Source organism: Mycobacterium shottsii (genome assembly GCF_010728525.1).
GTDB lineage: Bacteria > Actinomycetota > Actinomycetes > Mycobacteriales > Mycobacteriaceae > Mycobacterium > Mycobacterium marinum.
Map to the genome: position 1 here is coordinate 2,176,071 of NZ_AP022572.1, position 18,738 is coordinate 2,194,808.

Here is an 18,738-nt window from a genome sequence, read left to right on the forward strand (position 1 = left end):
CCCGTTACCTTATAGGGATTTTAGTAATTCCGGTTTTGAGGGCGCCCAGGATGTGGGGGTGGGCGTTGTTGCGCACCGTGCGGGTGAACACCCAGCCGATGTGCATGTCGGTGAGGTTGACCGTGCGGGCGAACTCACCTTTCAGTGTCGGGCCGCAGTGCGCCACGGTGTCGCCTTCGAAGAACCCGGAGATTCTTCGGCCTCATCGCCTGCTTTGCAGATGGTGATCGAGGACCGCAGCAGCGGGAGGGTTTCGTCGTCGACACACCCGAGATCTGGTCGCGGGCCTTGGCGCCGCGCAGGTAGCGGTCGATCGTGGCGCTGCTCATCGCCAACAGCTCGGCACGCACCGCCGGGCCGTAACGGTCACGGCCGTCCACCAGTTCGCCGTGGCGTTCTAGAGCATCCAACTGAAGTGCCATGGAAGCGGCCAGGTACCGGCCGCACTGCCCGCCTGAGGCCGCCCACACCTTCTGCAACACCTTGAGCGCATCCTAGGAGTACTTCGGATTGCGTTGCCGGCGAGTCCGTTTGGCGACCTGCCGACCCGCTCCCGGCGGCGCGGCCGCCGCCCTCAACCGCCGCCGGGCGTTGTCACGCGACCAGCCGGTGACCGCCACCACCTGATCCAGAATCTGCCCCTTGTCCGCCTTCGGCGCCCCCACATACGCCCTGGCGAACTTCGCGGTGATCTCGGCCCGAGACGACATCGACAGCCCACTTCCCATGCCTGCCAAGGATCGACCGTTTCGCGGGCATTTTTACGTGATGCACCGAGGACGCTTCACGGGCATTTTTCGTGATGCTTGCCGTGCTCTGGTCGTCGTCGGGGGGTGGTTGTAACATCGTTGTCGTTCCTCTCTCTCCTGCACGGGTGAGTAGTTGGTTCGGAAGGCCCCCGGTTGCCGCCGAGGGGCCTTCGCCCTTGTTGGTGGTGTTCACTACGCGGCGTCCCCGCCGAATTGCGTTGCTTCCCAGGCCTCGACGTCACTCAACCGATAGCGGGCTTGTCCTCCGCCCGGTCGCGCGTACCGAGGACCCTTGTTGGCAGATGCCCACATCGCGAGCGTCTTGACGCTCACCTGCAGTCGTTCAGCGAGTTGTGGCCTGGTGAGCCACCTGTCGTTCATGGCGATTCCTTCCCGTTCCTGCTGTGTTTACTGAACATAATCCGAAGTGTTCTGTGTTCTTTGTAACCTAGGCCGCATAGAAACACAAGTCGTGCAAGTATATGTTTTGTGGACACATGGGAAGTGGAGCAGGCCGCCCGGATTGGTACGGAGATCAAGGATCTTCGAGGCAAGAAGACGGGGCAGTGGCTCGCTGATCGCACGGCCGAGTTGGGCATGAAGATGACGCGGCAGACGATTACCGACCTCGAAAACGGCCGGCGGAGGTATGTGACTACCGCTGAGCTGGCGGTGTTGGCGGCCGCGTTGAACGTGGCGCCAATCAGGCTGATCTATCCGGGTCCGGACTACAACGCGCCTATCGAGGTTTTGCCGGGCGTCCAGGAACGCCAAATCGAGGCGGTGCAATGGTTTTCAGGCATTCGAGACCATGGCTTCACCGACTCAGCAGATGGTTCCCAATCCGCGGGGTTGCGTAATGAGTACCGCGAGAACATCCGCGAATTGCGTTTGTGGCGAGAACTTTTCGACGTCTACAAGAAAATCTCTTCGGTGGTGATACCACGGAATGCCTCCGCTGATGCACGCAAGGCGATAGAGGCTCGGTTGGACGCTTACAACGACCAGGTTCACTTATTGCGTGGCCAGCTTGGCCTGGAAGGCGTCGACGATGGCGGGTAGGCCGCCGTTGCGGATCGGTGAACATGGGAAGATCAGTCGGACTTCTCTTAGTGGGGGAGTGTGGTTGGCGCGGTGCCGTTTTCGTGACCCGGATGGGGTTACGCGCATTGTCGAGCGACGCGGTCCCGCTGAGGATCAGTACGGCAAACTGGCCGAAGACGTGCTGATTGAGGCTCTTGCCCAGCGGCGCGCGGCTGGGGCGAACGAGGTCACTCTCGACACGAAGATTATGGCTTTGGTGGATCAGCACATTGATCTCCTGGAAGAGGATGGCCGGGCGGTCAGGACGATCGACACCTACCGGTATTGCGCGAAGCTGTTGGGAAAGGTGATTGCCGGGGTTCGAGTGGGGGAGGCGACGCCGGCCAGGATCGACGCTGCGATCCGTTCGATGCGCCGAGCACACGGCGATGTGATGGCAGTGCAGTCCAAGACGATCCTGAAGGGTGGTCTACACCTCGCGGTGATGGCGAACGTGATCGGGTCGAATCCGGTGCGCGACGTGTCGCCGATGCGAGGCAAGGCGCGTCCAAAGGGCGCCAGCGCGTTGACTGCCGACGACCTGCGCGGCCTATTGGCGAAGCTACGGGTGTCTGAGGCGTGTCAGCGTCACGACCTGGTGGACCCGATCAGCCTGTTCGTGGCCACGGGGCTGCGGATATCGGAGCTGCTCGGGTTGCGCTGGGCCGACTTCGACGAGATGGCCGCGACGCTGACCGTCACAGGCAAGGTGATCAGGGCGGCCGGTAAGGGCTTGATGCGCATAGACGAGACCAAGACTGCGGCGGGCCGGCGCACGCTGCCGCTGCCGGGCTTCGCGGTGACGGTGTTATCCGCGCGCCGCGGGGTGGGGTTCCTCGGGCAGCAGCCGATGGTGTTCCCGTCGACCGCCGGCACGTGGCGCGACCCGGACAACTTCCGGGCGCGCTGGCGCGAGGTCCGGGAAGCGCTCGGTGTGCCCGATGCGACCAGTCACAGCTTCCGCAAGACGGTGGCCACTCTGATCGACGACGCCGGGTTGTCGGCCAGGATCGGCGCCGACCACCTGGGCCACACCCGGATCTCGATGACCCAGGACCGCTACATGGCCCGCGGGCGAGTCCATACAGCCGTGGCGGACATGTTTGTCAAGTTTCGGTACCCGCTTGACGGATGAGTTCCGGTAGGTGCGTTACAGGGCGTGGGCCTTGGTGGTTAAGGGCGTTTCCCGCGTCGGTGTGGTGGGTGCCGGTCAAGGGGCCGGGGTCAAGGCTCGGCCCTCGGGCCGACCGCGCAGCGGCGTGGCCTTGACCCCGGGACCCTCCGGTGCATCCTGGCGCGGCTTGCGGGGACGGCCATGCGGGGTGGCGAAGGCGCCGTGTTCCTTGGCCCGGTCATGGCGGATGGCATGGGTCCGCACGATCGCTCCCGCGCACGCGATCTGCACTGACTCCGCCACGATCGACACCTCGACTTGCTTTCCCCGCCACACCCTTCCGGCCCGATACATCGTCCCCGCGAACGAGACATCACCGTTGCTGTCGACCACCCGGGTCACCACGATCCCGCTGGTGACCGGCCGCGCCGTCCGCCGGCCCTGCCGGACCACTCCCGTCGTGTTGTCGGTCTTGCGGTGCTGCACGTGCGAGGCCACCAGCACGTCATGGTGATAGATCGACACCAGGTTGTCGGCCACCACCACCGACACCGGCTCTCCGGCCAGCACGATTGGTACCCGGTACCGAAAACCCGCCACACTGATCGACCCATGCCGATTCACCCAGCGGCGCACGCCGGCATCGCGCAGATCCACCGGCGCCCCCGGGTGCTGCCCCTCGGCTGGGACTGCCGCGACCGGCTCGACGACGCTGAGATCCGGACCGGCCGCCAACGCGAACCGGGCCGCCGGCGCCACCATCCCCAACGATTGATGCGGGCGCGCGGTGTTGTAGTACTGCACCCACCGGTCTATCGCGGCCTGCAAATCGGCGATGGCGTCGAACACCCCGTCCACCTCGGCGAAAATCTCCGCCCGCATCGTCTTGTGAAGGCGCTCAACCTTTCCCGTCGTCGTGGGTGAGCGCGGAGCGGTCAACAAATGCCCGATGCCGTTCTCCACACACCCGGTCAAAGAGCACCTCCGCACTGGAGCCACCTGGGCCGAACCGGCCGGTGAACACCTTGCCGTTGTCAGTCAGGATCTGCTCGGGCACCCCGTGGCGGCGCAGCGCCTCCAACAGCGCCGCACAGACCGGCCGTGCCGTCGCCCGCGCGACCACCTTCGCCGACACCACGAACCGGGAATTGTCGTCGATGCCGGTCACCACCTTGACCTCGATGCCATCGCGCAGATGCAGCCCGCCGACCACGTCCATCTGCCACAACTCCATCGGCTGGCCCCGCTCCCAGCGCTTGTAATCGCTGCGCCGCCGGCGACGCTTGGCCGGATCGATACGACCGTTGCGCACCAAAGCCCGATACACACTGGAACGACCCGGCACCACCGGCACACCGTCGCGCTGCAGCTCGTAGACGATGCGGGTCGGGCCCCACCGCGGATGGGCATCACGCAACGTCAACACCCGCGCCTCCACCTCGACTGGCATCTGATGCGGACACCGATGTGGACGCGAAGACCGGTCCTCCAAATTCAGCGCCGCACCCTCCTCGGCGTACCGGCGCAACCAGGCATGCACCGTCTGGCGCGACACCCCGAACCGACGGGCAACCGCGGTCACCGGCGCTCCGTCCAACACCTCCAGCACCGCCCGATACCGCATTTCGGACATCCGCAGCTCCTGCAACATGCCGGCCCCTTCCGCAGTCCACCCACGACCACGAAAGAACTCACCGCCACCAGCGGCAACACGCCGGGTGTAAACCACCTACCGGAACTACTGTCGCACACCTACCGAAACCGCGTCCCCAAACCGTCAAACAGCAACCGCAACCCAAACGTCAAGCATGAACCGGAATCGCACAACCGAGTTATCCCGGACTTGTGACATTCTGTGACACCGGAACGGGCTTTCGAACACCTTCGAACGACGTCCTTGCTGGTCAAGGTGGAGCCGATGACGGGAATCGAACCCGCGTATTCAGCTTGGGAAGCTGATGTTCTGCCATTGAACTACATCGGCGCTGTTGCCCCGAAAGGCTAGCACTCAGCACCGGGCGCGGTGTGCGGGATCCGCCTCACTCCATCACTCCCAGGCTGTAGAGGATCAGGAAGCCTGCGAAGAACATGATCGCCATCCACGCCCGCTCCTCGCCTTCATGGGCTTCGACGAGCAGTTCTTCCACGACCAGCCACAACAGCGCCGCCGCCGCAAACGCCAGCACGAGGGTCAGCACGGTACTTCCGGCGTTGGCGAGCACCAGCGCACCCAGCACGCCGCCCACGGCGGTCGCCAGGCTGACCCCGCCGGTGAGTGCGGCGGCGCGGGCCTTGGGTACTCCGGAGCGGGTCAGCCGCAGCGCCACCGACACCCCCAAAAACAGCACCTCGACGGTCAGCGCGATGGTGATGATGATTGCGGTGCGCCGGGAGACGGTCGCACCCGTCGCCACCAGCAGCCCGTCGATGAACAGGTCGACGGCGACCACGGCGAGAAAACCCACCGGCACTTGACCGCCCGCGCGGTCGTCGTCGTGGCCGTCCTCGTCCTCGCCGTGTGGTCCGTGGTCTTCGAACTGGCGGAATCCGACCAGCAGCGCGACACCCGCACTGAACCCGAGGATGATCAGCCACGGCGGCCCCCGCGCCCGCAGGTCCGGCAGCACCTCGGTGGCCACGGCGGCCATGACCACACCGGCCGCGAAATGCTGCACACCGCTGACCAGCGCCGCCGAAGGCGTGCGCACGACTGCCACAGCGCCACCGATAATTCCGGCGATCACCGGGAAGGCGACCAAAGCCGCCGCCGTTGTCAGGGTGCTCACGCCAAACCTCCCGGGGCCGATTGAGACGAACATACTCGGCTGCGCTCGATCGGCCGGTACCGGCGGAGGCCGGATGGCGCGCCGGCGTATACAGTGCTCGGCGGACCGGCCGACGGCACCGGCGCCTCGGCTCGTACGTTTCCGACGTGACGCACGCTGGCCTCGCGGGCCACCGTGACGACCCCGATATCCAGCAGACACGAGCGTTGCGGAACTCGACGGCATCGGGTCCCTCACGCAGGAGACACGATGGCCGTTTTAGACACCGGTGAACGCTCGCTGGAAGCGCGCACGATCCGCAAACTGGGCATTCGCATCGTGCCGTTCCTGATGGCCCTGTATTTCGTCAACTACCTGGACCGCACCAACCTCGGCATCGCCCGCGCCGACATCAGCGCGCACCTACAGCTCACAGCGACGATGTTCGGCCTGGCCTCGGGCATCTTTTTCATCGGCTATGTGCTGGTCGAGGTTCCGTCCAATCTCGCGCTGGATCGCTACGGCGCCCGACGCTGGCTGGCGCGGATCGCGGTGTCGTGGGGAATCGTGGTGGTGGCCACCGGCTTTGCACCCAACGCGACGACGCTGCTGGTGTTGCGGTTCCTGTTGGGGGTGGCCGAGGCGGGCCTGTTCCCGGGGGTCATCTACTACCTGAGTCGCTGGTTCCCGCGCGACTACCGGGCCCGGGTCGTCGCGCTGTTCATGATGGCCAGCCCGATCGCGGCAGCGCTCGGAACCCCGTTGGCGGCGTTGCTGATCCACCTCGGCAACGGGGTGTTCGGACTGGCGGGCTGGCAGTTCATGATGATCGCCGTCGGTGTCCCGGCGATCGTGTTGGGGTTCGCCTGTTGGTACTACCTGGTCGACCGGCCCGGTGACGCCGCATGGCTAGAGCCCGACGAACGGCAATGGCTCGTCGACACGCTGGCCGAGGAGGCGCGCCAGGTTGCCGGCGACTTTCACTTTCCGCTGCGCCGCGCGCTGACCAGCCCACGGATCTGGGCGCTGGCCCTGGTCTACTTCGGCATCGCCTACGGCCTCTACGCGCTGACGTTCTTCTTGCCGAGCATCATCTCGGGCTTCAAGAAGAGCTTCGGGATCGACTTCTCGATCGTGCAAGTAGGACTCATCGCGGCGGTCCCGTACACCTGTGCGGCCGTGGCCATGTACCTGTGGTCGCGGCACGCGGACGCCACCGGTGAGCACGTGTGGCATGTCGCCGTCCCGATGTTGCTTGGTGGGCTGGCCATTCCCGTCGCGCTGCACCTGCACACCCCGGTGCTGGTGATGGTGGCCGTGGCGATCACCGCGATGGGGGTGTTCGCTGCCATCCCCAGCTTCTGGGCGTTGCCGTCAAACTTCCTGACCGGCACCGCGGCGGCAGGCGCCATCGGGCTGATCAATTCGGTGGGCAACCTGGGCGGGTTCGCCGCGCCCGATCTGACCGGGGCGCTCGAGCAGGTGACCGGGACCGACAAGGCGGGCATGTGGGCGGTGGGCGCCATGATGCTGATGTCAGCCTTTGTGGTGGTCCTGCTGCGCGCCGTGCCGGGCTCCCCGACGGCTGCCGAGCGCCCGAATTGATGCCGTGGCGCCGAGCGCTGGCCGCAACGCGACCAACGGGAATCGCCAACACCACGTACAAATAGAGGCGACGAGGGAGGTCGATCGTGCACATCGTTCCGACACCGCAAGCGGCTGAGGCGATGGTGACCGCAATGCCGCCCGGCCCCTTCGTCATGCTCAACCTCTACCGCATCCGCGAGGTCGCCGATTACTCGGCGAACCCCGAGCTTGCGCCCCCGGCGCCGGTCAGCGGTCGTGAACTGTTCGAGCGCTACGCCGCCGGGATGGAGTCGGCGCTGGCGAAGGTCGGCGCCGAGCGGGTCTTTGTGGCCGACGCCGGCGGCTGCTTCATCGGCCCGCCCGAGGAGCGCTGGGACGTCATTCAATTTGTGCGGTATCCATCCCTGGAAGCCTTCATTGCGCTGATGTCCAGCGAACAGGTGCAGGCCGATCTTCCGCATCGGTTCGCGATGCTGGAGGATTCCAGGGTGATACCCATGGCCGAACGTCCGCTCGCTTAGTTTCGACCAGGAAGGAACACCACATGACCAAAGTGCTGGTTACCGGGTTCGGACCGTATGGCGTGACGCCGGACAATCCGGCCCAGTTCACCGCCGAGGCGCTGGACGGACGCACCATCGCCGGGGCGACGGTGGTCTCGCGGATTGTGCCCGGCGCCTATTTCGACTCGATCGCGGCGGCTGAGCAGGCCATCGCCGAGGTGGATCCGCAGCTGGTGATCATGCTGGGCGAATACCCGGGGCGCGCCATGCTGACCGTCGAGCGGTTGGCCCAGAACATCAACGATTGCGGGCGCTATGGCCTCGCCGACACCGCCGGCAAGGTGTTGGTGGGCGAGCCGACCGATCCGGACGGCCCGGTCGCCTACCACGCCACCGTCCCGGTCCACGAGATGGTGCTGGCGATGCGCGCGGCCGGGTTCCCGGCCGATGTCTCCGACGCGGCGGGCACCTTCGTGTGCAACCACCTCATGTACGGCGTGCTGCACCACATCGCCACGCAGAACCTGCCCATCCGCGCCGGCTGTGTCCATTTGCCCTGCCTGCCGATGGTCGCCGCCCTGGATCGCAACCTCGGTGTCCCGAGCATGTCGGTGGAGACCGCGGTCGCCGGACTGGTCGCCGGCATCGAGGCGGCCGTGCACCATTCGGCCGATACCCGCGAACCCGTCCCGTCACGTTTGCAGATCTGAGGGCACTAATCTCTTGGCGGGCAGACAATCCTGTTCGGCTGTGTCTTGTGACTCAAGAAATGCCGCGCTGAGCAGGATAAATGGCCCCGCGTCAAGTCGTGTGCCATTATCGTCTTGACAATTGGCAAACTGCGATCTATGCCACAGGATTATTAGCCAATCCGGTGTTTATTATTTCGTTATCGTGTCGTAATCTGCTTCCGTGGGTCGGCACGAGTTAGCCAGGAAGCGGCGCAAGCCGTCTTTTCTGCTGGCTGCAGTGGTAGCGCCCGCGGCCGCCTTCTTCGCGGTGGCAGGGGATATCGCTCCATCGTCCGCGCGTGATCGCATCGGCCAAATGGCCGTCGGTGATGGAGCGTGTTGTGTGGAGATTGTCGCGGCAACGCCCATCGAGTTGTCGTCGAAAATATCCAGCGGTGCGGTGGGGATGGGTTTTGCGGCTGGCCAGTTTGCCGCGGCATCGAGATTGCGGGTGGACAGGTCAGCGCGCCTGCTGCCGGTCGGGGTGGCACCGGAACGCGGGCTACAGGTCAAGACCATCCTGGCGGCGCGCAGCATCAGCGCGGTTTTCCCGGAGATTCACGAAATCGGTGGGGTGCGCCCCGATGCGTTGCGCTGGCATCCGAACGGATTGGCGCTCGACGTGATGATCCCCAACCCCGGCAGCTCTGAGGGGATAGCGCTGGGCAACGAGATCGTCGCCTACGTCTTGGCCAACGCCGAGCGCTTCGGGATGCAGGATGCGATTTGGCGTGGCGTCTACTACACGCCCACCGGTGCAACCAGAAGCCGCCTCGGTCACTATGACCACGTCCACGTCACCACCACTGGTGGCGGATACCCCACTGGCAAGGAAATCTACCTCCGCTGACTCGTCGCGCGGCGGCAGCGATCCGAGAGCAGATACGCTCATCGCGTGCTGCTCTCTGATCGAGACCTCAGAGCCGAAATTTCCGCCGGGCGGTTGGGTATCGACCCGTTCGATGACAGCCTGGTTCAGCCGTCCAGCGTCGACGTCCGGCTCGACTGCATGTTCCGGGTGTTCAACAACACCCGGTACACCCACATTGACCCGGCGCAGCGCCAGGACGAGTTGACCAGCGTGGTGGAGCCGACCAAGGGGGATCCGTTCGTGCTGCACCCGGGCGAGTTCGTGCTGGGTTCCACGCTGGAGATCTTCTCCCTGCCCGGTGACCTGGCCGGGCGGCTGGAGGGCAAGTCGTCGCTGGGCCGGCTGGGCTTGCTCACCCATTCCACTGCCGGCTTCATCGATCCCGGCTTCAGTGGGCACATCACGCTGGAGCTGTCCAACGTCGCCAACCTCCCGATCACGTTGTGGCCCGGCATGAAAATCGGCCAGCTGTGCATCTTGAAATTGACCAGTCCGTCCGAGCATCCCTACGGGAGTTCCGGAGTAGGGTCGAAATACCAGGGTCAGCGGGGGCCCACGCCGTCTCGTTCGTACCAGAACTTCATAAGGTCTACATAGCTGCGGCAGTACTGCCGCATAGCTTGCGCGATAAGGTTTAGTAGACCGTTGGCTTGGCTATCCAAGAGCCATTGCCGGGCCATCCGGAGCCATCCGCGCCGTGTTCTCCTCCGCAGCGACCGTGGTGGGTTGCAAGACCTTGGGAGGGGTTTTGGACGTTGTACTTGGGGTATCGATGGCAGCGGCTGACGTCCGGATGGCGTTGGTCGAAGGCGAAGACGGCGACGGCTTGATCGTCGAGGAAGACAGTTTCGACCTCGACCGCAATCCGGTCACGTCGAGCGCATCCGATCAGGTGGTCGCGGCGATTCTGGGCACCCGGGAGGGCGCGGCCGATGCCGGCTTGCGGTTGTCCTCTATCGGCGTGACATGGACCGACCCGGTTCAGGCCGCCGCCCTGCGCGATGCGCTGGCCTGGCACAAGCTCGAAAACGTCATGCTGGTCTCGGGTTTTCTGGCTGCGGCCGCCCTGGGGCAGGCGGTCGGCGGCGCCCTCAGCTATGCGCGGACCGCGGTGTTGTTCATCGAGCCCGATACGGCGACCCTGGCAGTCGTCGACACTGCGGACGGCTCGGTCAGCGAGGTGTGCCAGCAATTATTGGCCGAAGACGACGACGCGGCGGTGGCCGAGGTGGTCGCCATGGTGGCCGCGGCCGAGTCTCTGCCGGCGCGTCCGGACGGTGTCTATGTGGTCGGCACGGGTGTGGACGTCGCTATGATCAAGCCGGCACTGGATGCGGCGACGTCGCTGACGGTGAGCGTGTCCGAGGAACAGGAAATGGCGCTCGCCCGGGGCGCGGCGCTGGCTTGCGGCAATGCGCCCCTGTTTGCCGCCACCACCGCCGCCCTGGCATATGCGCAAGACCTCAATGATCCTGACCCGCTGGGGTAGAGCGAACTGGGCGACGAGCTCTCGACCGATCAGGAACCCGCCGGGCGCCGATCCGGGCTCTTGATCGGTAGCGGCCTGGCCGTGGTCGCCACCGCGGCGGTGGTGGCCCTGGAAGTCGCGCTGGCGATCGACATCCGCCCGACGGTCGCCCTATAGCCCAGACCCAACGAGAATCACCTGGTCGCCCCGCCTCCGCAGGCGGCCCCGCCGCCGCAAGTGGCCGCTCCCGAGCCGAAGATCGAGCTGCCGCGCCCCCGGGTGGCGCCGCGCGCGGCCAGCCCGCAACTACCGGCCCCGGCCGCGCCGGTGCAGAGGGCGCCGGAGGTGCCGGTGTTGCCCGCCCCCACCGCTCCCGAACCGGTGGTGGCCGTGCCGCCGCTGGTGCCCATCGTCGTGCCGCCCGTGCGGGTACCCAGCGGGGTCGACACCTTCCTGCGCCCCTCTGTCCCCAATATCCAAGCGCCGGTGCCACGTCAGCAGCCCAAGGTGCCCGCCCCCCGTGTTGAAGTTCCAGCCTCGCCCCCGCCGGTGGTGAGTCCGAATCCGCGCGGGCGCGGCGGTCTGAGGCTGCCCGGGCTGGGCCGGATCCCCAACCCCGGTCGTGGGCCCGCTGGCGGCAGCCTCGGTCCTGGCCGGCGCGGGCACTTCGGCGGCGGCGCTCCCGGCCGTAGCGGTCCGTCCGGCGGCGGCGGCCATGGGGGCCAGTTCGGCGGCGGCGGTCACGGCGGTGGGTTCGGCGGTGGCCGCGGTGGCGGTGGCCATGGTGGCGGGTTCGGAGGATTCGGTGGCGGCCACGGTGGTGGCGGCCACGGTGGAGGTTTCGGTGGGGGCCACGGTGGTGGTTTCGGTGGCGGGCACGGGGGACGTTGACAGCTAATTGTCTGTTCGACGGTTAGGCAATCCTTTTACTGCTGAAATGTGCTGACCCACGCCGATCCGGCAACCAAGGCTCCGGTATGCACCTCGGGAGGCGCGTAAAATCGGCGGCTACAGGGTTGGGGGACCCGCGTAGGCCCGCTGTATGCGATGGTCGAACAGGTATTGGGGGAGCTCTTGGACACCGTGCTCGGAGTATCTGTGGCACCGACGGCAGTGCGGTTGGTGCTGGTCGAGGGCGAAAACTGCGATGGCGCGCTGGTCGATGAAGACGCGTTCGATGTCAGCGGTGATGGCGACGCGGCAACCATCGGGGCCGCCGAACAGGTGATCTCGGCGATCCTGGGAACCAGGGAAGGCGCCTCCGAGGGCGGCTACCAGCTGACCTCAACCGGGGTGACCTGGAGAGACCCGGCCCAAGCCGCCGCCCTGCGCGACGTCATGGCCCGGCGCAAGATCGAAAACGTCGTGCTGGTCTCGGCGTTCCTGGCCGCCGCCGCGCTGGCTCACGCGGTGGGCAGCGAAACCAACTATGCGCAGACCGCGTTGCTGTTCATCGAACCCGAGGCCGCCACGCTGGCGGTTGTCGACAGCGCGGACGGCTCGGTTACCGACATTCATCGACTCTCACTGTTAGACGACGATGACACGGCCGTGGGCCAGTTGACGGAGTTGATTTCGCAGGCCGAGAGCCTGCCGACCCGTCCCGACGCGGTGTTTCTGGTGGGCTCGGGTATCGATCTGCCATTGATCAAGCCGACGCTCGAGGCGTCGACCACATTGCCGGTTACCGCGGCCGAGGAACCGGATACCGCGCTTGCCCGCGGTGCCGCGCTCGCGGCGGCGAGCAGCCCCCTGTTCGCGTCATCCACGGCGGCGCAGGCGTGGGCCCAGGATCCCGGCAGCGGGGTGCTCTACTCTCACGCGCCGTACGGGCTCGATGCCGCCTACTTCGACGATGTGTCGGACCAGTTGGGGACGGGCCAGCAGGCTCTGGCCTACAGCGCGGTGCCCGAAGAGCAGCATGAGCGAAGGCCGTTCGCGCTGCTGGCCAGCATCATGGGGTCAATCTTCATCATCGGTGTGGGTGCCTTGGCCGTGTCGTTGGCGGTCAGCATCCGCTCCGAACCCGGCACCCGCCCCGATCCCGGCCAGAGCGTCGTCACACACCTGCCCGCGCCGGCGCACGCGGCCCCGGCCCCTCAGCCCCGGGCCCCGGCACCGCAGGCTCCGGCGCCCCAAGCCCAAGCTCCGGCGCCCCAGGCCCAGGTTCCAGCCCCAGCCCCGGCGCCCCAAGCCCCCGCCCCGCGGGCGCCGGCGCCGCAAGCCCCGGCCCCCCAGGCGCAGGTTCCGGCTCCGGCTCCTAAGGCCCCGGCGCCGGTGCCGGTACCGGTTGCCCAAGCGCCAGTGCCCGTGCCGCAGGCTCCCGCGCCGATTCCGGTTCCGGTGCCTCAGGCTCCCGCACCCGCGCCGGAGGCTCCGGTGCCCATTCCGGTGCCCATTCAGATCCCGCTTCCCCAGATCTTTGGTCCCGGTGGCGGCGGCGGGTTCCCCGGCGGTGACGATGACCGGGGCGGACGTGGTGGTGGACGCGGCGGCCGGCACGGCGGCGGTCACGGCGGTGGGCACGGGCGCGGCGGGTTCAACATCCCGTTTATCCCGGGTATCTGATCTTGCCGGGTAGCTGTCATCTGCCGTTCAGCGTCGCGATGCAGTTCGCTCATCGCAGTCGCCTACACACGGTGTTATGCGATGCACCGTCTTTGGCACCGGCTATCTAGGCGCCACCCACGCCGTTGGAATGGCGCAACTTGGGCACGAGGTTGTCGGGGTCGACATTGATCCGGGCAAGGTGGCCAAGCTGGCCGGGGGCGATATCCCCTTCTACGAGCCGGGTCTGCGAAAGCTGTTGAGGGACAACCTTGCTGCTGGACGTCTGCACTTCACGACCGACTACGACATGGCCGCCGAGTTCGCCGATGTGCACTTTCTGGGTGTTGGCACACCCCAGAAAAGGGGGGAATACGGCGCCGACTTGCGGCACATTCACGCCGTCATCGATACCCTGGTGCCGCTGCTGACCAGAACGTCGGTGCTCATTGGCAAATCGACGGTTCCGGTGGGAACGGCGGCCGAGTTGGCCCGGCGGGCGGCCGGGCTGGCAGTGGCCGGCGTTGGCGTGGAGATCGCCTGGAACCCGGAGTTTCTGCGCGAAGGTTTCGCGGTCCGCGATACGCTGCTTCCGGATCGGATTGTGCTTGGTGTGCAGGAGGATTCGATCCTGGCCGAGCAGTTCGTCCGAGAACTGTACGGACCGTTGCTGGAGGCCGGGGTGCCCTTCTTGTTGACCGATCTGCAGACCGCGGAGTTGGTCAAGGTCTCCGCCAATGCCTTTCTGGCTACCAAGATTTCGTTCATCAACGCGATCTCGGAGGTATGCGAGGCCGCCGGTGCCGACGTCAGTCTGCTGGCCGACGCCCTCGGCTATGACACCCGCATCGGCCGCCAATGTCTCAATGCGGGTTTGGGATTCGGTGGCGGCTGCTTGCCCAAAGATATCCGCGCGTTCATGGCCCGCGCCGGTGAGCTCGGTGCCAACCAGGCGCTGACCTTCCTGCGTGAGGTCGACAGCATCAACATGCGGCGGCGTACCCGGATGGTGGAACTGGCCACCACCGCGTGTGGCGGTTCGCTGCTGGGAGCCAACCTCGCGGTGCTTGGCGCGGCGTTCAAACCCGAATCCGACGACGTTCGAGATTCTCCCGCGCTCAACGTCGCCGGACAGCTACAGCTCAACGGTGCGGCGGTCAATGTCTATGACCCCAAGGCCCTGGATAACGCGAACCGACTGTTTCCCACGCTGAACTACGCGGTCTCGGTTGCCGAGGCCTGCGAGCGAGCCGACGCCGTGTTGATACTCACCGAATGGCAGGAGTTCGTCGACCTCGACCCCGACGATCTGGCCGACCGGGTGCGGGCCCGCGTCATTGTCGACGGCCGCAACTGCCTTGATGTCTCCCGCTGGGAGCGGGCCGGCTGGCGGGTGTTCCGGCTGGGGGCGCGGATTCGGGCGGCGTCCTAGTCGGCCGCGTCCGTCGGCGAATGCGGGCTGCGGGCAACCGGCACGAGTAGCGTTACCGGGGTGGACCAGGTGGCGGCATACCTTGACCAGACTCGTGCTTTCGGCGAACTCATCGGCAACAATGACCAATCCACGCCAGTGCCCAGCTGCCCGGGATGGAACCTCGGGCAGCTGTTCCGTCATGTCGGACGCGGCGACCGGTGGGCGGCCCAGATCGTGCGCGACCGGCTGGACAGTTTTCTGGATCCCCGCAGTGTGGCAGGCGGAAAGCCGCCGGCAGCTGTGGACGACGCGATCGCCTGGCTGCAAGACGGCGCGCAGCTGATGGTCGACGCCGTCGAGCAGGCGGGCGCGGAAACGCCGGTGTGGACATTTCTTGGGCCGCGCCCGGCGCACTGGTGGGTTAGGCGCCGGCTGCACGAGGTGGTGGTGCATCGGGCTGACGCCGCCATCGCGCTCGGCCAGCAATTCGTCCTGGAACCCGAGATCGCGGCCGACGGCATCAGCGAGTTTCTGGAACGCATTGCGGTCCAGGCGGGACGCGACGGCGCGCCGCTGCCGATCGAGGACGGCGACACCGTGCATCTGCACGCCACCGATCCCGGTCTCGGTGACGTCGGGGAATGGACCGCCGCCGTCGAGGACGGCCACATCACCTGGTCGCATGAGCACGGCAAAGGCACCGTGGCCGTGCGCGGCGGCGCCGCGGAGCTTCTGCTGGCGACGACGCGGCGGGTCTCGGTGCCCGACACCGGGATCGAGGTGTTCGGAGACCAGGCCGTATGGCAGAAATGGCTGGAGCGCACGCCTCTTTAGCGTGCGGGCTAGGCGAACACGGTAATTTGCAGGCCATGACCACATCGGAGATTGCCTCCGTGCTGGCCTGGAGCGACGCACTCAACGCCGCTGACATTGACACCCTGGTGGCCCTGTCCAGCGACGATATCGACATCGGCGACGTGCACGGAGCAGCCCAGGGCCACGAGGCGCTGCGGCGCTGGGCCAGCTCGCTGCAGACGACCGCCGAGATGGGCCGCATGTACGTGCACGACGGTGTTGTGGTGGTCGAGCAACGGATCATCGGCCGCGACGACCCCGACAGCGTCGTGAACGCCGCCTCGGCATTCCGGGTGGTCCGCGATCACGTCACCTCGGTTTTCCGCCATGACGACTTGGTGTCGGCGCTGGCGGCCACCGAACTCACCGAGGCTGACCTGGTCGATTGAGTTCGACGAAAGGCAACTAGGAGCCACTCATGCGCGGGATCATCTTGGCCGGCGGTTCGGGCACCCGCCTGTACCCGATCACCATGGGCATCAGCAAGCAGCTGTTGCCGGTCTATGACAAGCCAATGATCTACTACCCGCTGACCACCCTGATGATGGCCGGAATCCGCGACATCCAGCTGATCACCACCCCCCATGACGCTGCCGGGTTTCACCGCCTACTGGGCGACGGAACGCATTTCGGCGTGAACATCACCTATGCAACCCAGGATCAGCCCGATGGTCTGGCCCAGGCATTCGTCATCGGCGCTGACCACATCGGCACCGACTCGGTGGCATTGGTGTTGGGGGACAACATCTTTTATGGCCCGGGTTTGGGCACCAGCCTGCGCCGATTCCAAGACATCAGTGGCGGAACGATTTTCGCGTACTGGGTGGCAAACCCAACTGCCTACGGTGTTGTCGAGTTCAGCGCCGACGGGACCGCGCTCTCCCTGGAGGAAAAACCGGCCACCCCGAAGTCGCACTATGCGGTGCCAGGCTTGTATTTCTACGACAACGACGTGATCGAGATCGCGCGGGGCTTGAAGAAATCCGCGCGCGGCGAGTATGAGATCACCGAGGTGAACCAGGCCTATCTGAACCACGGCCGGCTCAACGTCGAGATGCTGGCCCGCGGAACGGCTTGGCTGGATACCGGCACGTTCGACTCGTTGCTAGACGCCGCCGATTTCGTCCGGACGCTGGAGCGGCGGCAGGGACTCAAAGTGAGTGTTCCCGAGGAAGTGGCGTGGCGGTTGGGCTGGATTGACGACGAACAACTGATGCGGCGCGCACGCAGCCTGGTCAAGTCCGGGTACGGCAGCTACTTGCTGGAGTTGTTGGAAAGGAACTGATTTCAGCGCCAATCTGGTGCTCGAAGGCTCGTACTATCAGGTATTCCCGATCGTGCCGATCAACAGCCCGCCGTTGCCCGGAAGGCCCGGGGTGCCGGCGCCCGATAGCCCGACGTCGCCGCTGTTTCCGCCATTTCCGATCAGCACGGCATCGCCGCCGTTTCCGCCGTTTCCGCCGGAGAAGCCGCCGTTCGGGCCGGGCGCCCCGCCCGCGCCGCCGGCCCCGCCGTTTCCGATCAGCCCGGCCCTACCACCGCCACCGCCGTTGCCGCCGTCACCGGCGGAACTGGGGCCGACGAAGCCGGCTCCGCCGGTGCCGCCGCCACCACCGTTACCGAATAGCGTGCCGCCGGTACCGCCCTGGCCGCCATTGCCGCCGGTGGCGTTCATGAGGATGTTGCTGGTGTAGGCGGCCCCGCCGACGCCGCCGGTACCCCCGAAGATGCCGGTGGTGCCGCCGTCGCCGCCGTCGCCGCCCTGGGTAGCGCCGAACCCGCCGACGCCGCCACCACCGCCGTTGCCGAGCAGGGTGCCGGCCGCGCCGCCGTTGCCGCCGACCCCGCCAGGCCCGACGCTGGCCAGACCGCCGGTACCGCCGATCCCGCCGTTGCCGAAGAGGCCGCCGGCGCCACCGTCTCCGCCGGCGCCACCCCCGGTCAATCCGGTGCTGGCGATGCCGCCCTGGCCCCCGGCGCCGCCGATGCCGAATAGTGCGCCGCCGGCACCCCCGGCGCCGCCGGCCCCTCCGTCGATTCCGGATCCACCGGTACCGCCGATGCCGCCCTGGCCCCACAAGAGTCCGCCGGCCCCACCCGCGCCGCCGGCCGCACCGGTGCCCACCGTTGAAGCCCCGCCGGCACCGCCCGCGCCGCCATTACCGAACAGTCCGGCCGCGCCGCCGGTGCCGCCCTGCTGTTCCAACCCTCCGGACCCGCCCGCCCCGCCGTCGCCGAGTAACCAGCCGGCGGCGCCTCCGTTGGCGCCGGTGCCTGCCGCCCCGTTGGCGCCGTTGCCGATCAGTGGGCGCCCGGTCAGCGTCAGGACGGGCTGGTTGATGAGGTCCAGCGCGGTCTGCGCGACGTTGCTTGCTTCAGCTGTCGCGTACGAGCCGGCGCCGGCCTGCATTGCCTGCACAAATTGGGAATGAAACTGGGCGGCCTGGGCGCTGAGCGACTGATAGGCCTGTCCGTAGGAGCTGAACAACGTCGCAACGGCCGCCGACACATCGTCGGCGCCGGCCGCCAGTACCGCGGTGGTCGGGGTGGCCGCGGCCGCGCCGGCCTCGCCGAGCGTCGACCCGATCCCGGCGATGTCCGCTGCTGCCGCCGTCAATGTCTCCGGTGCCACGAACAGAAACGCCATGTGATCCCTCCCATTTCAGCTCAGTGCGTGACACACAGCGGGGGGACCGCCCGGTCACTAACGACTGGATAGAAGCGCATCGTATGCTGGCAGCGGCACCACGTAGTGGTCTTTCGCGAACATTATTCAAGCGCGTAACGCGACCACTCGTGGCGACATTTTGCTGCCGCTGAATGCGGGCGATCAGGGTGTCAGCCCCGCCATTCCGTCCTCGCCGATGAGCAGTCCGCCGATGCCGGCGGCGCCGGCGATACCCGGGCCCACCCCGCCGGAACCGGCGTTGCCGCCGTTGCCGCCATTGCCGATCAGCACGGCGTCACCGCCCTTACCGCCGGAACCCCCGGTGCCGAATCCCGAGTTGTTGTTTCCGCCGGCGCCGCCGTCACCGCCCTGACCAACTAGGG

Annotated in this window: 19 protein-coding genes, 1 tRNA gene and 2 pseudogenes; 13 read left to right on the forward strand and 9 right to left on the reverse strand. The window is 66.8% G+C overall.

What is annotated here, in order from left to right; all coding sequences use genetic code 11:
- Positions 1-4: 4 nt before the first annotated feature.
- The 4 genes from G6N41_RS10370 to G6N41_RS10385 form a co-directional block, all read right to left on the reverse strand.
- Entirely contained in the window at positions 5-166 is a 162-nt protein-coding gene (locus tag G6N41_RS10370; RefSeq protein WP_198913342.1) for a hypothetical protein, read from the reverse strand.
- Positions 135-422: a hypothetical protein gene (locus G6N41_RS10375; RefSeq protein ID WP_198965628.1), complete on the reverse strand. Its 288-nt coding sequence runs from the start codon at positions 420-422 to the stop codon at positions 135-137. The genes G6N41_RS10370 and G6N41_RS10375 overlap by 32 nt, the downstream gene beginning before the upstream one ends.
- Before the next feature lie 72 nt (positions 423-494).
- The gene (locus G6N41_RS10380) at positions 495-710 is read right to left on the reverse strand and encodes a hypothetical protein (RefSeq protein WP_198968062.1); all 216 of its coding nucleotides are present in this window, start codon (positions 708-710) and stop codon (positions 495-497) included.
- A 231-nt stretch (positions 711-941) separates the two neighbouring features.
- The gene (locus G6N41_RS10385; protein ID WP_198967287.1) at positions 942-1,130 is read right to left on the reverse strand and encodes a helix-turn-helix transcriptional regulator; all 189 of its coding nucleotides are present in this window, start codon (positions 1,128-1,130) and stop codon (positions 942-944) included.
- Between the two features lie 108 nt (positions 1,131-1,238).
- Here G6N41_RS10385 and G6N41_RS10390 point away from each other — a divergent pair, with 108 nt between their 5' ends.
- Positions 1,239-1,811 (forward strand): hypothetical protein, encoded by a 573-nt coding sequence (locus G6N41_RS10390; protein ID WP_198967288.1) that lies wholly within the window; start codon positions 1,239-1,241, stop codon positions 1,809-1,811.
- Entirely contained in the window at positions 1,801-2,967 is a 1,167-nt protein-coding gene (locus tag G6N41_RS10395; protein WP_198967289.1) for a site-specific integrase, read from the forward strand. The genes G6N41_RS10390 and G6N41_RS10395 overlap by 11 nt, the downstream gene beginning before the upstream one ends.
- 75 nt (positions 2,968-3,042) lie before the next feature.
- On the opposite strand, the pseudogene G6N41_RS10400 reads toward G6N41_RS10395, so the two are convergent.
- The 3 genes and pseudogenes from G6N41_RS10400 to G6N41_RS10410 all read right to left on the reverse strand — a co-directional run bounded on the left by G6N41_RS10400 (position 3,043) and on the right by G6N41_RS10410 (position 5,765).
- Positions 3,043-4,597, reverse strand: a pseudogene (locus tag G6N41_RS10400) (IS481-like element ISMyma5 family transposase).
- A 259-nt stretch (positions 4,598-4,856) separates the two neighbouring features.
- Positions 4,857-4,930, reverse strand: a tRNA-Gly gene (locus G6N41_RS10405).
- A 55-nt stretch (positions 4,931-4,985) separates the two neighbouring features.
- The gene (locus tag G6N41_RS10410; protein ID WP_198967290.1) at positions 4,986-5,765 is read right to left on the reverse strand and encodes a ZIP family metal transporter; all 780 of its coding nucleotides are present in this window, start codon (positions 5,763-5,765) and stop codon (positions 4,986-4,988) included.
- Positions 5,766-5,981: 216 nt separating this feature from the next.
- Between G6N41_RS10410 and G6N41_RS10415 the strand changes: the two genes are divergently transcribed.
- The 11 genes and pseudogenes from G6N41_RS10415 to rfbA all read left to right on the forward strand — a co-directional run bounded on the left by G6N41_RS10415 (position 5,982) and on the right by rfbA (position 16,972).
- Positions 5,982-7,316: an MFS transporter gene (locus tag G6N41_RS10415; protein ID WP_198967291.1), complete on the forward strand. Its 1,335-nt coding sequence runs from the start codon at positions 5,982-5,984 to the stop codon at positions 7,314-7,316.
- Positions 7,317-7,438: 122 nt separating this feature from the next.
- Positions 7,439-7,819, forward strand: a complete 381-nt coding sequence (locus tag G6N41_RS10420) for a DUF1330 domain-containing protein (protein ID WP_231608920.1) — start codon at positions 7,439-7,441, stop codon at positions 7,817-7,819.
- Positions 7,820-7,842: 23 nt separating this feature from the next.
- On the forward strand, positions 7,843-8,511 hold the full coding sequence (gene pcp, locus G6N41_RS10425) for a pyroglutamyl-peptidase I (RefSeq protein ID WP_198967292.1): 669 nt from the start codon (positions 7,843-7,845) through the stop codon (positions 8,509-8,511).
- Positions 8,512-8,713: 202 nt separating this feature from the next.
- Entirely contained in the window at positions 8,714-9,382 is a 669-nt protein-coding gene (locus G6N41_RS10430) for a hypothetical protein (protein ID WP_198967293.1), read from the forward strand.
- Between the two features lie 45 nt (positions 9,383-9,427).
- Positions 9,428-10,000, forward strand: a complete 573-nt coding sequence (dcd, locus tag G6N41_RS10435) for a dCTP deaminase (RefSeq protein ID WP_012392561.1) — start codon at positions 9,428-9,430, stop codon at positions 9,998-10,000.
- 151 nt (positions 10,001-10,151) lie between these two features.
- Positions 10,152-11,762 (forward strand): annotated as a pseudogene (locus G6N41_RS29495) (DUF7159 family protein).
- Between the two features lie 156 nt (positions 11,763-11,918).
- Entirely contained in the window at positions 11,919-13,439 is a 1,521-nt protein-coding gene (locus G6N41_RS10445; protein ID WP_198967294.1) for a DUF7159 family protein, read from the forward strand.
- A 76-nt stretch (positions 13,440-13,515) separates the two neighbouring features.
- Positions 13,516-14,850, forward strand: a complete 1,335-nt coding sequence (locus G6N41_RS10450) for a UDP-glucose dehydrogenase family protein (RefSeq protein WP_198967295.1) — start codon at positions 13,516-13,518, stop codon at positions 14,848-14,850.
- Between the two features lie 60 nt (positions 14,851-14,910).
- Positions 14,911-15,666, forward strand: a complete 756-nt coding sequence (locus tag G6N41_RS10455) for a maleylpyruvate isomerase family mycothiol-dependent enzyme (protein ID WP_198967296.1) — start codon at positions 14,911-14,913, stop codon at positions 15,664-15,666.
- A 35-nt stretch (positions 15,667-15,701) separates the two neighbouring features.
- The gene (locus G6N41_RS10460; protein ID WP_198967297.1) at positions 15,702-16,076 is read left to right on the forward strand and encodes a nuclear transport factor 2 family protein; all 375 of its coding nucleotides are present in this window, start codon (positions 15,702-15,704) and stop codon (positions 16,074-16,076) included.
- Between the two features lie 29 nt (positions 16,077-16,105).
- Entirely contained in the window at positions 16,106-16,972 is an 867-nt protein-coding gene (gene rfbA, locus G6N41_RS10465; protein ID WP_012392567.1) for a glucose-1-phosphate thymidylyltransferase RfbA, read from the forward strand.
- Positions 16,973-17,008: 36 nt separating this feature from the next.
- Here rfbA and G6N41_RS10470 read toward each other — a convergent pair whose 3' ends face one another.
- Both G6N41_RS10470 and G6N41_RS29500 read right to left on the reverse strand, forming a co-directional pair.
- Positions 17,009-18,334 carry a PE family protein gene (locus G6N41_RS10470; protein ID WP_198967298.1) on the reverse strand — a complete coding sequence of 442 codons (1,326 nt, stop codon included), beginning with the start codon at positions 18,332-18,334 and terminating at the stop codon, positions 17,009-17,011.
- Positions 18,335-18,517: 183 nt separating this feature from the next.
- Positions 18,518-18,646 (reverse strand): PE-PGRS family protein, encoded by a 129-nt coding sequence (locus G6N41_RS29500; RefSeq protein WP_263013103.1) that lies wholly within the window; start codon positions 18,644-18,646, stop codon positions 18,518-18,520.
- Between the last annotated feature and the right edge of the window lie 92 nt (positions 18,647-18,738).